Annotated in this window: 13 protein-coding genes and 1 other annotated feature; all 13 genes read left to right on the forward strand. The window is 52.4% G+C overall.

The genetic code is table 11. The annotated features are described in order from the left end of the window. Positions 1-146: 146 nt before the first annotated feature. Positions 147-1,430: a cell division protein FtsA gene (ftsA, locus tag J2Z18_RS21060; protein ID WP_007129472.1), complete on the forward strand. Its 1,284-nt coding sequence runs from the start codon at positions 147-149 to the stop codon at positions 1,428-1,430. 57 nt (positions 1,431-1,487) lie between these two features. Beyond that, positions 1,488-2,606 carry a cell division protein FtsZ gene (gene ftsZ / locus J2Z18_RS21065; protein ID WP_007129473.1) on the forward strand — a complete coding sequence of 373 codons (1,119 nt, stop codon included), beginning with the start codon at positions 1,488-1,490 and terminating at the stop codon, positions 2,604-2,606. Between the two features lie 389 nt (positions 2,607-2,995). Continuing rightward, complete coding sequence (spoIIGA, locus tag J2Z18_RS21070) at positions 2,996-4,012, forward strand: sigma-E processing peptidase SpoIIGA (RefSeq protein WP_084046871.1); 1,017 nt, start codon at positions 2,996-2,998, stop codon at positions 4,010-4,012. A 144-nt stretch (positions 4,013-4,156) separates the two neighbouring features. Beyond that, positions 4,157-4,879 (forward strand): RNA polymerase sporulation sigma factor SigE, encoded by a 723-nt coding sequence (gene sigE, locus J2Z18_RS21075; protein WP_007129475.1) that lies wholly within the window; start codon positions 4,157-4,159, stop codon positions 4,877-4,879. A gap of 77 nt (positions 4,880-4,956) precedes the next feature. After that, positions 4,957-5,739: an RNA polymerase sporulation sigma factor SigG gene (gene sigG / locus J2Z18_RS21080; protein ID WP_007129476.1), complete on the forward strand. Its 783-nt coding sequence runs from the start codon at positions 4,957-4,959 to the stop codon at positions 5,737-5,739. 161 nt (positions 5,740-5,900) lie between these two features. Beyond that, positions 5,901-6,242, forward strand: coding sequence for a YlmC/YmxH family sporulation protein (locus J2Z18_RS21085; RefSeq protein ID WP_028406598.1), 342 nt, complete (start codon positions 5,901-5,903; stop codon positions 6,240-6,242). Positions 6,243-6,355: 113 nt separating this feature from the next. Continuing rightward, the gene (pgeF, locus tag J2Z18_RS21090; protein ID WP_007129478.1) at positions 6,356-7,213 is read left to right on the forward strand and encodes a peptidoglycan editing factor PgeF; all 858 of its coding nucleotides are present in this window, start codon (positions 6,356-6,358) and stop codon (positions 7,211-7,213) included. An 8-nt stretch (positions 7,214-7,221) separates the two neighbouring features. Continuing rightward, positions 7,222-7,911 carry a YggS family pyridoxal phosphate-dependent enzyme gene (locus J2Z18_RS21095; RefSeq protein ID WP_040738455.1) on the forward strand — a complete coding sequence of 230 codons (690 nt, stop codon included), beginning with the start codon at positions 7,222-7,224 and terminating at the stop codon, positions 7,909-7,911. Positions 7,912-7,914: 3 nt separating this feature from the next. Continuing rightward, positions 7,915-8,361, forward strand: coding sequence for a cell division protein SepF (locus J2Z18_RS21100; protein ID WP_007129480.1), 447 nt, complete (start codon positions 7,915-7,917; stop codon positions 8,359-8,361). A gap of 8 nt (positions 8,362-8,369) precedes the next feature. After that, positions 8,370-8,645: a YggT family protein gene (locus tag J2Z18_RS21105; RefSeq protein ID WP_007129481.1), complete on the forward strand. Its 276-nt coding sequence runs from the start codon at positions 8,370-8,372 to the stop codon at positions 8,643-8,645. Positions 8,646-8,651: 6 nt separating this feature from the next. Next, a complete protein-coding gene (locus tag J2Z18_RS21110) occupies positions 8,652-9,434 on the forward strand; it encodes a YlmH family RNA-binding protein (RefSeq protein ID WP_007129482.1) in 783 nt (260 codons plus the stop codon). A gap of 172 nt (positions 9,435-9,606) precedes the next feature. Further along, entirely contained in the window at positions 9,607-10,101 is a 495-nt protein-coding gene (locus tag J2Z18_RS21115) for a DivIVA domain-containing protein (protein WP_007129483.1), read from the forward strand. Between the two features lie 64 nt (positions 10,102-10,165). Next, positions 10,166-10,445: a binding site (T-box leader), on the forward strand. A gap of 65 nt (positions 10,446-10,510) precedes the next feature. Beyond that, entirely contained in the window at positions 10,511-13,600 is a 3,090-nt protein-coding gene (gene ileS, locus J2Z18_RS21120; RefSeq protein ID WP_210095274.1) for an isoleucine--tRNA ligase, read from the forward strand. Positions 13,601-14,050: the final 450 nt, after the last annotated feature.

Genomic DNA, 14,050 nt, shown 5'->3' on the forward strand with positions numbered 1-14,050 from the left:
ATTTTATGTGTTTTACGGCTCTCAATAGTAAATGTTGGCAGTAAAAATAATGTAGAAAAAAGAGGGATAGCCCCTTCCATGTTGAATAAGTAAAAATGTAAATCTTGAATGACGACTTTATTTTGTTAAACAGGAGGTGCCAGAGCTTGAGCAACAATGACATCATTGTTAGTTTGGACATCGGTACATCCAAAGTTCGTGCTATTATTGGGGAAGTTAATAATGGAACCTTTAATATTATTGGAGTTGGATCTGCCGACTCGGAGGGAATTCGTAAGGGTGCAATCGTAGATATCGACCAGACCGTACAATCCATTCGCAACGCTGTTGATCATGCGGAGCGTATGGTCGGTATTCAAATATCCGAAGTATATGTCGGCATATCCGGTAATCATATCGGACTTCAATCCAGCCACGGCGTTGTGGCAGTATCGAACGAGGATCGCGAGATTGGGGAAGAAGACATCGACCGCGTGCTGAAAGCCGCGGAGGTTGTGGCGCTTCCTCCCGATCGGGAAATAATCGATGTGGTGGCAAAGCAATTCGTAGTAGACGGGTTAGAAGGAATCTCCGACCCTCGTGGCATGATTGGTGTAAGGCTTGAGGTTGAAGCGACGATCATTACCGGCGCGAAGACGGCAATACATAATCTGCTCCGATGCGTGGAGAAATCAGGCTTGAAGGTCAAGGATCTTGTGCTGATTCCGCTAGGCGCCGGCCAATTGGCTCTCTCGAAGGACGAGAAGACGATGGGCTCGGTGCTCGTGGACGTAGGCGCAGGATCAACGACGCTTGCGGTGTTTGAAGAGGGAAGCATTGCAGCGACCTCCACGCTGCCGGTAGGCGGAGATTTCGTGACGAATGACATTGCGTACGGATTGCGGACGTTAACCGATCAGGCGGAGAAGGTCAAGCTGAAATACGGCTGTGCGCTCATGGAGAGCGCTGCGCCTGAAGTTACGTTTAAAGTAACGAGGATCGGAAGCAATGTGGACAAGGAGTTTAACCAAGAGGACCTGGCCGCCATCATCGAGCCTCGGGTTCAGGAAATATTCCAGCTGGTGCGTCAGGAAATCAAACGCCTGGGTTACAATGAGCTTCCGGGTGGTTATATACTTACCGGGGGCACGATGTCCATGCCTGGTGTGCTGCAGGTGGCACAGAACGAGCTGGCGACTTCCGTTCGGATTGCCGTTCCCGATTTTATCGGCGTGCGTGATCCGGGATACTGCAGCGGAGTCGGCATCCTCCATAATGCAATCCGGAATGTCCGAGTGCGCAGCAGTGCAGGAGGAAGCAGCAACAGCGGAAATAGCAAGAAACCGGTGAACCGCGCTAAGCCGCAAAATCCTGTCGCAGCAACTCAGGAGACCAGCCAGAAGCCGGGATTTATTGAACGCTTGAAAAAAATGTTCAGCGAGTTTATATAGCGGATTCATTTGACTGTGGACGTGCCATCCACGCACATTGAGGGGGAGATGGAATAGATGTTGGAATTTGATTTCGAAATGGAGAGCTTAGCTCAAATTAAAGTAATCGGTGTTGGCGGCGGCGGAAGCAATGCCGTCAACCGAATGATTGAAAACGGCGTGCAGGGCGTTGAGTTTATTACGGTAAATACGGATGCCCAAGCGCTCCATCTTGCTAAATCCGAACACAAGTTGCAAATCGGGGACAAGCTGACTCGAGGACTCGGAGCCGGCGCCAACCCGGAAGTAGGCAAAAAAGCCGCTGAGGAATCCCGCGATTTGATTATGAACACCTTAAAAGGTGCGGATATGGTATTCGTGACCGCCGGTATGGGCGGAGGCACGGGTACCGGAGCTGCTCCTGTCATTGCTGAAATCGCTAAGGAATGCGGAGCATTGACGGTCGGCGTCGTAACCCGCCCTTTCACATTTGAAGGACGCAAGCGTTCCTCTCATGCAGAGCTGGGCATCGAGGCTTTGAAGGAGAAGGTGGATACGCTTATTGTCATTCCAAACGACCGGCTTCTCGAGATTGTGGACAAGAAGACTCCGATGCTGGAAGCGTTCCGTGAAGCGGACAACGTTCTCCGCCAAGCGGTTCAAGGTATTTCCGACTTGATCGCGGTACCGGGTCTCATCAACCTCGACTTTGCCGACGTGAAGACGATTATGACAGAACGCGGATCGGCCCTGATGGGAATCGGAATGGCGACCGGCGAGAACCGCGCATCCGAGGCGGCCCGCAAGGCCATCATGAGCCCGCTGCTGGAAACGTCCATCGAGGGCGCACGCGGCGTCATCATGAATATTACCGGAGGAAACAATCTCTCCTTGTACGAGGTCAATGAAGCGGCCGAGATCGTAACCTCCGCTTCGGATCCGGAAGTGAACATGATCTTCGGTGCCATCATCGATGATAGCATGAAGGAAGAAATCAAGGTAACGGTGATTGCGACCGGTTTTGAGAGCAAGCCGATGCCGACACCGCCGGGACGGCGCCCAGCGATGCCGCAAAGCGAACAGCAGCCGGCCTCCGACAAGGGCAATGTGAATCTGAGACCATTCGGGAATCAGAGCACCAATGACCAGCTTGATATTCCTACATTCCTTCGAAATCGTTCGCGTAATAATGATTAATACGAATAAGCCTGCGCTTGTTGCCCCTGCGGCTAAAGCGCAGGTTTTTTTTGTTATGAAATCCGCCGCAAGTTTTAGGAAGAGCCCTCCAGTGTCAGACTTTCGCGAATATCGCTTATACGAGATCATCCGGCTCAAAGCGCCGTCCCAGAGCAGCCTGTAACGCCGTCCACCCGGCATTGGCGGGGCGGGCTTCCCGTGCACCGTATCCCTGTCTCTAAAAACTGCCCTCCATCGACAAAAAAAGTCTGCGAACGGCCCACAGGTTTAGACAGACTTTGATCCCTATTCTTCTTATACTAGTAGCATCTCCCAAAGCCTTGAAAAGAACAGACGCATCCGAGCGAACAAAGAGCGAAAAAGGAATTCAGACTAGGCGGGTGAAGATCCTGGTTGTTTATATCGATCTGATTTTTATCGTGAACCTGCTGATTGACGGGGTCCTGCTGGCGCTGACGGCCTGGATGCGAAGGACCAAGCTCAAGTGGTGGAGGCTTGCCTTGTCATCCGCGGCAGGGGCTCTCTATGTCGTCATGATGTTTGTCCCGGAGCTTTCCTTTCTGTACACCTTTCTGATCAAATTTGGACTGTCCCTGCTGATGCTGTGGATCGCATTCGGCTTTACCAGCCTGCAAAGCTATATTCACCATTTAGGCGCCTTTTACATGGTCAATTTCGCTGCGGCCGGGGGAATTATCGGCGTTCATTATTTGGTTCAGAATTCGGGGGAGCTGTTTAGCGGGATATGGTATACGGCAACCGGGGGATTATCGTTCGAGCTGAAAGTGGGGTTTTGGGCTGCGTGTATTACCTTTTTTGTAGTTGTATTCGGGTTTAAGGCCGTTCAGACCACGAAACGCAAAATGGAGAGCAGGGAAACGCTCCTGGGAGAGGTAACGGTTTGGATCGGAAGCGTGAAAATAAGCTGCAGAGGCCTACTGGATACCGGCAATCAGCTCAGCGATCCTTTGACTCGTACACCCGTAATGGTCATGGAGGCCTCGCTCTGGGAATCGTTCCTGCCGGAGGGATGGAGCGAGCGGCTGGTAGAAGGAGAGCCTGACCGGCTGATTATGGATCTGGGGATGGAGGAATTTGAATGGCAGGATCGCCTGCGGCTCGTTCCTTATCGCGGCGTGAACCGCGGAGCAGCCTTCATGCTCGCCTTGAAACCGGATGCAGTCCGAATTGAGCTCGGCGGCATCGAATATACGACTACCAAAGTACTGATCGGTCTAGACGGAGGCACCCTGTCCGGGGACAGAGCCTATCGGGCTATTATCCACCCGGCGCTAACGGAAGGTGAGGGAACTCCGAATACTTCTTCGAATGCCGCAGCAGATGCGGCAGCAGCGGTAGGGAGCACCCATGGTGCAGGACCGGAGCAAGCCAAGCCGGCAGGATGAGCTTATGAAGGAGTCTTTGAAAACTTGGGTGTATACCGCTTTCTATGAAACCTATGATTCATGTCCGTTTTCCCTTCGGGAAAGCCCGCAGGCATAGTATCAAACGTTCGTTTCCCATCAGGAAAACTTTTAGGAGGATAAGAGATGCCCGTAAAATGGAGATTAGCGCTGCAGCTTCAATATTATCGCGTATTGTTTTTGCTAGGCTTGAAAAGTCAGGAAATCTACTATATCGGAGGAAGCGAGGCCCTTCCGCCTCCGCTTACGAAAGAGGAAGAAGAATACCTGCTGAAAAAGCTGCCGTCAGGCGATGCGGCAACCCGGGCCATGCTGATCGAACGCAATCTTCGTCTTGTCGTGTATATTGCCCGCAAATTCGAGAACACGGGCATCAATATCGAGGATTTGGTGTCGATCGGCGCCATCGGATTGATTAAAGCGGTCAATACATTCGATCCCGAGAAAAAAATCAAGCTGGCCACTTACGCCTCCCGCTGCATCGAAAACGAGATTTTGATGTATTTGAGGCGCAACAATAAAACGCGGAGCGAGGTTTCCTTTGACGAGCCGCTCAATATTGACTGGGACGGCAATGAGCTGCTGCTCTCCGACGTGCTCGGCACCGAGAATGATACCATCTACCGCAACATCGAGGAGCAGGTTGACCGAAAGCTGCTGCAAAAGGCGCTGGATAAGCTGAGCGACCGGGAGCGGATGATTATGGAGCTTCGATTTGGCCTCCAGGACGGGGAGGAAAAGACGCAAAAGGACGTTGCCGACCTGCTTGGCATCTCGCAATCCTACATTTCCCGATTGGAGAAGAGAATTATAAAGCGGCTCCGGAAGGAATTCAACAAGATGGTGTAACTGGAAAAGGCAAGGAATAAAATAACCCCCCTCGGAGATAATGTACAGTAATGTTTCTCCTTGGGAGGTTAGTCATCATGACGCGAAACAAAGTTGAAATTTGTGGTGTGGATACGTCGAAGCTGCCGGTTTTGACGAATGTGGAAATGAGGGAGCTGTTCCATGATCTGCAGCAGAACAACGAACGGTCAGCTCGAGAAAAATTGGTGAATGGAAATTTGAGGCTGGTCCTCAGCGTCATCCAGCGTTTTAACAATCGGGGGGAATTTGTTGACGATCTGTTTCAGGTCGGCTGCATCGGTCTGATGAAAGCCATCGACAATTTCGATTTGTCGCAAAACGTAAAATTTTCCACGTATGCCGTACCGATGATTATCGGAGAAATACGCCGTTACTTAAGGGATAACAATCCGATTCGCGTCTCGCGCTCCCTGCGTGATATCGCCTACAAGGCGCTGCAGGTCAGAGACCAGCTGACGAATGCGAATTCGCGCGAACCGACCATTTTTGAAATTTCCGAAGCGCTGAACGTGCCCAAGGAAGATGTTGTATTTGCACTTGATGCCATTCAAGATCCTGTCTCCTTGTTCGAGCCGATCTACCATGACGGCGGCGACCCGATTTATGTGATGGACCAGATTAGCGACGACAAGAACAAGGATATTTCCTGGATCGAGGAAATCGCGCTCCGGGAAGCGATGCATAAGCTCGGACAGCGCGAGAAAATGATTTTGTCCATGCGTTTCTATGAAGGGAAAACCCAGATGGAGGTCGCCGACGAAATCGGCATCTCGCAGGCGCAGGTGTCCAGACTGGAGAAGTCAGCGATCAAACAGATGCAGAAGCACGTAAAAACTTAAAGTTGTACCGCTATCAAACCCAAAACATAACGATCCCCATTTACGGGATCGTTTTTTTAATGAAAATAAGCTATTTTACGCGTTTTGCTCATATAGTATACCAAGGGATTCCAGAGGGCTTTGATTGAGCTCCGATTAAATACATCTAAGGTGTGATGCGGATGATACCAGATAATCAGATGGTGGGGAAAAAGATGAAAATATCCGATTTTCAAACGAAGGATGTTATTAATATTATCGACGGGAAGCGGCTCGGCCAGATCAGCGATCTGGAGCTTGACCTGCGTCAAGGACGGATCGAGGCGATCGTGGTGCCCAGCTACGGAAAGTTTATGGGGTTGTTCGGGGGCGGAAGCGATCTGATCATTCCTTGGCGCAATATCGTAAAGATCGGGTCGGACGTTGTCCTGGTTAAAATGGAGGAGCTTAGACGCGTGCCGGAGGAAGAGGGCGCGGTGGAATATTTGGACCGGCCGAACGGGCATGACAGAAGAAATTTTTGAACATGTCAGAAAGGAAATGGATTATCCTATCCAGCGATTTGCAAATGCAGCAACGGATAGCGGTGTCTCCGGGCTGCGTTTTCTGTTACACTGGGATAGAGGTGAGTGATTCGATGGAACCTTTCGTAAAACAACATCAGCAGGAATGCGGACGGTTTGTGCTGGAAAGCTGGGAGCGCGGTGCGCCGGATGGTAGGCTCGCCGCGGGGTTTACCGGGCGGCATGGCGGGGTCAGCGCGAAGCCCTATGACAGCCTGAATTTGGCATTTCATGTAGGGGACGTTCCCGAACATGTCATTGAGAACCGGAGGCGGATAGCCGGAGCGCTTGGCTTCTCCCTGGAAGACTGGACGTGCGGCGAGCAGGTCCACAGCGGGGATGTCGCGATTGTCCGGGCAGGGGATCGGGGAAGAGGCAGCCTCGACCGTGATTCCGCCTTTCAGGATACGGATGGACTGGTTACGAACGTGCCGGGCATTCTATTGACATCCTTTTACGCGGATTGCGTACCGCTGTATTTCTGGGACCCGGCAACGGAGGCGGTCGGTCTTGCCCATGCCGGTTGGAAGGGTACGGTGGCCGGCATTGCCGGAAACATGGTCAGCGCGATGACAAGCGAATATGGCAGCGATCCGAGCCAGATTCGGGCTGCGATCGGCCCCTCGATTGGAGCCTGCTGTTATGAGGTTGATGATCGCGTCATGGAGCGCGTAAGACAGCTGCTCCTGTCGCCGCAGGATTCCGAGGAGAACCCGCAATCTGCCATGTATATCGACAAGGGAAACGGGAAATACATGCTGAACTTGAAAGAAATAAACAGACGCATTATGATTAAAGCAGGAATATTGGCGGAACATATCGAATGTACAACATGGTGTACAAGCTGTAATAACGACTTGTTCTTCTCGTATCGCAAGGACGGGGGAACGACAGGTCGTATGGCAAGCTGGATCGGGATGAGAAAGAGGTGAGTCGTCCCTTGAGTTTGAAGGAACGTATCGATCAGGTAGAACAGCGAATCACGGAGGCATGCGCGCGCAGCGGCCGGGACCGGAGTGAGGTCAATGTCATCGCCGTAACGAAGTATGTCTCCTTGGATACGACAGCTTCGGTACTGGATCAGGGGCTCCGGCATATCGGCGAGAACCGCTGGCAGGATGCCCAGCACAAATGGCAGGCCCTTGGAGACCGCGGTACATGGCATTTTATCGGCCATCTCCAGACGAACAAGGTCAAAGACGTGATCGATAAATTTCAATATATTCATTCACTGGACCGCTTATCGCTGGCGAAGGAGCTTAACAAGAGGGCTGCAGCCCTGGATCTTCAGGTATCTGCGTTCATGCAGGTGAATATCTCGGGCGAGGAATCGAAATACGGCCTTCCTCCCGAGCAAGCGGCAGATTTCTTGAAGGGGATCGCGGATTTGTCCCATGTAAAGGTCATCGGATTGATGACAATGGCTCCCTATGAATCATTGGCGGAGCATACGCGTCCCGTATTCCGCGGCTTAAGACAACTAAGAGATGAGCTGAATCGGCAGGCGCTGACGAAGGAGCCGTTGACGGAATTGTCTATGGGCATGTCAAACGATTTTGAAGTGGCTGTTGAGGAAGGGGCGACCTGGGTGCGTCTCGGCTCGATTTTAGTAGGGAAAGAGGAGGAGTGAGGGATGGGCGTGATGAACCGGTTTATGAATTTCTTGGGATTGCAGGATGAGGAAGAGGTTGTGGAGCGTGAAGTGCTTGCCGCACAGGACGAGCCGGTGGAGCCGACGCCGTTCGAGCAGCGCAAAAGCCAAAAGGGCGGCAATATCGTCAGCATCCATTCCCAGAAGAATGTTAAGGTAGTATTAGTCGAGCCTCGTTCATATGATGAAGCACAGGAGATTGCAGACCATCTCCGATCCTTCCGGACCGTCGTCGTGAACCTGCAGCGCGTCCGCAACGATCAAGCGCTGCGCATCATCGATTTTCTTAGCGGGACGGTGTACGCGCTGAGCGGAGGCATATCGAAGGTAGGCGGCAATATTTTTCTGTGCACCCCGGATACGGTTGAAATCCAGGGCTCCATCTCGGAGATATTGGCAGACGAGCATGACTATACGAGAATGAGGTGACCTAGACTTTGTCAGTGGAAATTTTCCAAATTGTACGTACGCTGTTCCAAATCTATTTTTATATGATTTTGATCTATGTGTTAATGTCATGGCTTCCGAATGTGAGGGAGAGCTTTGTCGGGGAGCTCCTGGGCAAGCTCGTGGAGCCGTATCTGTCCCCGTTTCGCCGGTTTATTCCGCCGATCATGGGCATGATCGACATCTCCCCGATCATTGCATTATTCGTCCTGCAGCTAGCCGAGCGGGGAGTTTATGCTATTCTGGAATTCTTTCTTAGCAGGTGACGAACGATGAAACCGGGCATCTATGAGCATTTTCACCAAGACGAGCGCGAGTTCGTCGACCGGGCCTGGGAATGGGTCGCCAACGCAGGACAGTATCACGAGGTGAAGCTGACGGACTTTCTCGACCCTCGCCAACGCTTCATTCTGGAGACGCTTGTGAACCGGCACCCTGACGTCCATGCCGCTTTTGAGGGCGGCTATGCGGATGCCGAGCGGGTACGCGCAATCATTGCGCCCGATTACCGCGAGCTGGACGGCGAAGACTTCAAAATCAAGGTGCTCAGCATCACGTCGGGAGATCAGAAGCTCCTGGAGCTCGAGCACGGGGATTATATGGGCTCGATTCTCGGCCTCGGCATCAAGCGTTCGAAAATTGGAGATATTCATGTCATCGAAAGCGGATGCCATGCCGTCGTATCGGAGGAGATCGGCTCTTTCCTGAACTTAAACCTGAGCCAGGTGCACAGGGTGCATGTGATGACTGAGCTTCTGCCGATGGACAAGCTGCAGGCAGCCGAGACGAAGCTTGAAACGATGGACATTACGGTATCCTCGCTTAGACTCGATGGCATTGCCAGCGATGCACACCGGATCAGCCGGACGAAGATCGTCGTTCCGATCAAAGCCGGACGGTGCCGGGTGAACTGGAAGGTAGAAGAGGATCCGTCAACCAATTTAAAAGAAGGCGATGTCGTCTCCATACAGGGAATGGGCAGATTTGCCGTACTGGAGATCGGCGGCCTGACGAAGAAAGGGCGGTACCGTGTCAAGGTTGGTAAATATGTCTGACCTTTGAAGGAATTGCCGTTTTTTTGTCGAAATCATTTAGGACGTACATTCAAAATGCGGAATGAATTGCCGATAAATCAGAATGACCGCTATTGTCCTCATGGACGGGTGGTCTGGCTTATACAGCGGATAAACCGTCTTGTGAGGCCCATATATTTAGGAGGTGCACACCATGCCATTGACACCGCTTGATATACATAACAAAGAATTTGCCCGTCGAATTCGCGGTTATGATGAGGACGAGGTCAACGAGTTTTTGGACCAGGTCATTAAAGATTACGAGAGCGTCATTCGGGAGAATAAAGAGCTCGGAAATCAGCTGATGGCGATGCAGGAGAAGCTGGATCATTTCGCCAACATCGAAGAAACCTTGTCCAAGACAATCATCGTAGCCCAAGAGGCTGCCGATGAGGTAAAGAATAATGCGAAGAAGGAAGCGCAGCTTATCGTGAAGGAAGCGGAGAAGAACGCGGACCGGATCATTAACGAGGCGCTCGGAAAATCCCGTAAAATTGCGTTGGAAGTAGAAGAGCTCAAGAAGCAGGCGTCGATCTACCGCACCCGGTTCCGTTCTCTTGTAGAGGCTCAGCTGGAGCTGCTGAAGCAGGACGGATGGGAGACCCTAGAAAGCCGCGAACCGAGCCTGGAGCCTAAAGAGGTGTACTAGGCGGGGCGGCCTTGACTTTTCCCCTCAAGTCGTCTATAACTAATATCATATTCTTGATTATGATGAAAATTTGTTGATGGGAACAGTAGGCAGAGGAATTGTCCTTCAGAGAGCCGGCATTTGCTGAGAGTCGGCGGTCAGTCCTGGGCTGAAGATCATCCCGGAGAAGCGAAGCTGAAGCGTTATCGTAACGTGCGTAAGCTGAGCCGTCCGCCGAACGTTATATCGGACCATGCCGGTAGTTATAGGCATGGACAATGAGGTGTCGCCCGGCACAGTCGTTCACGGCTGGATTTGCGGGCGGAATTAGGGTGGTAGCGCGAGAACAGGTTCTCGTCCCTTTCGGGATGAGGGCCTTTTTTTATTCCCTTGAGGAACTTTACTCACATTAGTGAAAGGAAGATCTGCAATGAACAGAGTAGACGTGAAAGAGAAGGCGCGGGCCAGAGAGCTTCGCATCCTCGACAAATGGAATAAGGAGAACACGTTCAAGAAGTCGATCGAGCTCCGGGCGGGCAAGCCGAACTATGTTTTCTATGAAGGGCCGCCGACAGCTAACGGTGCACCGCATATCGGCCATGTGTTAGGCCGGGTAATCAAGGATTTCGTAGGCCGATACCAAACGATGAAGGGCTACCATGTTGTCCGCAAAGCGGGCTGGGATACGCACGGGCTTCCGGTTGAATTGGGTGTTGAGAAGCAGCTCGGCATTTCCGGCAAGCAGGAGATCGAGAATTACGGCGTAGAGGCGTTCATCAAGAAATGTAAAGCCAGCGTGTTCGAATATGAGCATAAGTGGCGCGAGCTGACTGAAGCGATTGCCTACTGGACCGATCTGGACCATCCTTACATCACGCTGGAGAACAACTATATCGAGAGCGTATGGAACATTTTGGCGACGATTCATGACAAGGGGCTGCTGTATCGCGGACATCGCGTCAGCCCGTACTGCCCTTGCTGCCAGACGACGCTGAGCTCCCACGAAGTGGCCCAGGGCTATGAAGATGTGAAGGATTTGAGTGCAACGGCGAAGTTCAAGCTGCATGACAGCGGTGAGTACATCCTTGCATGGACGACGACGCCATGGACGCTGCCATCCCACGTCGCGCTTGCGGTGAACCCGAATATGGAATATGCACGTGTCCAGCAGGAGGACGGCATCTACATCGTGGCGAAAAACCTGGTGGAAGACGTCATGAAGGGCGAGTACACCGTCCTGTCTACGCTCCAAGGCTCCGAGCTGGTCGGCCAATCTTATACACCTCCTTTCACCTATGTGAAGGCCGAGAAGGCGAATATCGTTGTCGGAGCATCGTTTGTTACGGATGCAAGCGGTACGGGGATCGTGCACATGGCTCCGGCCCACGGGGAAGACGACTACCGCGTATGCCGTGAGAACGGCATCAGCTTCGTAAGCGTCGTAAACGGTCAGGGACGGTATACGGACGAGGTCACGGATTTTGCCGGACGCTTCGTGAAGGATTGCGATCTGGACATCGTGAAGACCCTTTCGGAGAAGGGGCTGCTGTACAGCAAAGAGAAGTACGAGCACAGCTATCCGTTCTGCTGGCGCTGCAAATCGCCGCTGCTCTACTATGCAATGGAAAGCTGGTTTATCGAAACGACCGCGGTCAAGGATCAGCTCATCGCGAACAACAACGAGGTGACCTGGTATCCTGGCCATGTGCGCGAAGGCCGCTTTGGCAAGTTCCTTGAGGATCTGGTGGATTGGAATATCAGCCGGAACCGGTATTGGGGAACGCCGCTGAACGTGTGGGTGTGCGGAACATGCGACGGACAATTTGCGCCGCACAGCATCGCGGAGCTTCGTGCCCAAGCGGTAGGCGAGGTCTCCGAGGATCTGGAGCTGCATAAGCCGTACGTGGATGAAGTCAAGGTGAAATGCCCGCATTGCGACGGCGGCGTCATGGAACGGACCTCCGAAGTGATCGACGTCTGGTTTGACAGTGGATCGATGCCGTTCGCGCAGTACCATTATCCGTTCGAGGATAATGAGAAATTCGCGCAGCAGTTCCCTGCCGATATGATCTGCGAAGGGATTGACCAGACACGGGGCTGGTTCTACAGCTTGCTCGCGGTATCGACGCTGTTTACGGGCAAGGCGCCATATAAGGCGGTTATGGCTACGGGGCATATCCTGGACGAGAACGGGCAAAAAATGTCCAAATCCAAAGGAAACGTCATCGATCCTTGGGAAATCATCGAGGAATACGGCACCGACGCGTTCCGCTGGGCACTGCTTGCCGACAGTGCGCCATGGAACAGCAAACGCTTCTCCAAGGGCATCGTAGGGGAAGCCAAGTCGAAGGTCATCGATACCCTTGTGAACACCCATGCCTTCCTGACGTTGTATGCCGGAATCGATGGCTACAATCCGGCGGAGCATCCATTCAAGGGCTCGGACAACAAGCTCGACCGCTGGATTCTGTCCCGCCTGAACAGCTTGATTCAAGTCGTGGACAAAGGGCTGTCGGTGAACGACTTCTTGAATGCGGCGAAAGCGATCGAAGCGTTTGTCGATGAGCTGAGCAACTGGTATATCCGTCGTTCGCGGGACCGCTTCTGGGGCAGCGGCCTCGGTGAAGATAAGCTGGCCGCCTACGGAACGCTGACCCATGTGCTGCTGACGGTTGCCAAACTGATGGCTCCGTTTACGCCGATGCTGTCAGAGGATATTTTCGTAAACCTTGGCGGCGGAGAGAGTGTGCATTTGGCCGACTTCCCTGAAGCGGACGAAGCGTTGATCGACAAGTCGCTCGAGCAGGACATGGAGACGGCAAGACAGATCGTCGAGCTTGCCCGCAATGTCCGCAACGAGACCGGCATTAAGACACGTCAACCGCTCTCCGAGCTGATTATCTCGATGGATCGCCAATTTGATCTTGCCGGGTATGAGGCGATCATCAGGGACGAAATCAATGTGAAGTCCATCATCGTGGAAACGAGCGACAGCGGCTTTGTTGATTTTACCTTGAAGATGAACCTGAAGGTGGCGGGCAAAAAGTACGGTAAAAATGTCGGCTTCCTGCAAGGCTTCCTGAAGGGCATGAGCAGCGATGAAACGCGTGCGGTCGTTCAGAACGGCGGCGTGAACGTCACTTCGCCGGATGGGGAAGAGCTGCAGATTACGTCGGAAGAGCTGCTGATCGAGAAAAAAGCGAAGGAAGGCTTCGCTTCCGCGTCCGGCTATGGATTGACGGTAGCCCTCAACACCGACATTACGCCTGAGCTTGAGCAGGAAGGCTGGGTGCGCGAGGTCGTGCGGGCCGTGCAAGACACCCGGAAGAAGCTGGACCTCGCGATCGAGAAGCGTGTCAATCTGACGCTGGATACGGATGAGGAACTGAAGGCGGCGATTACGGCATTCGAACAAGTGCTGCGCGAGAATGTGCTCGTCAATGAGCTGCATTTCGGCAAAGCGGGCGATATGGAACGGGTTGAGCTCGGTGGAAAGACAATCGGGATTTCCATTGCTTAAATCCGGTATGAAGGCGAAAGTCCTGATGATTGCGAGATTCCGGATGATTACGAAATTCGGGATGATTGCTTAAATTCGGATCAATAAGACAGGGCAGTATCGCCAAGAGCTTATAATCCTGAACGCGAATCTTTATAAGAACGACAAGACCATGGAGCGGCAAAGCGGCCTCCATGGTCTTTTTTATATTGGAGCCTAAAAGAACTTGTATTGGCTGAACTGGGCAAATGTGAGCGATTGTTCGCACCAGAAGTACCTAAAAGGGACTTGCTCGGTCCAGGGAGGGCGGTTTCCGCACCAGAAGTACCTAAATGCTCTTCTGTCAAGAAAGTAGACACCTCTAAGCTAAGCTATGCACTCGTAATAGCACTGCTCAAAACGCACCGGGGACATATACCCAATCGTACTGTTAGAACGTTTTCGGTTGTAAAAAAATTCAAGGTACCGGTA

Source organism: Paenibacillus lactis, from assembly GCF_017873605.1.
Classification (GTDB): Bacteria; Bacillota; Bacilli; order Paenibacillales; family Paenibacillaceae; genus Paenibacillus_AQ; species Paenibacillus_AQ lactis.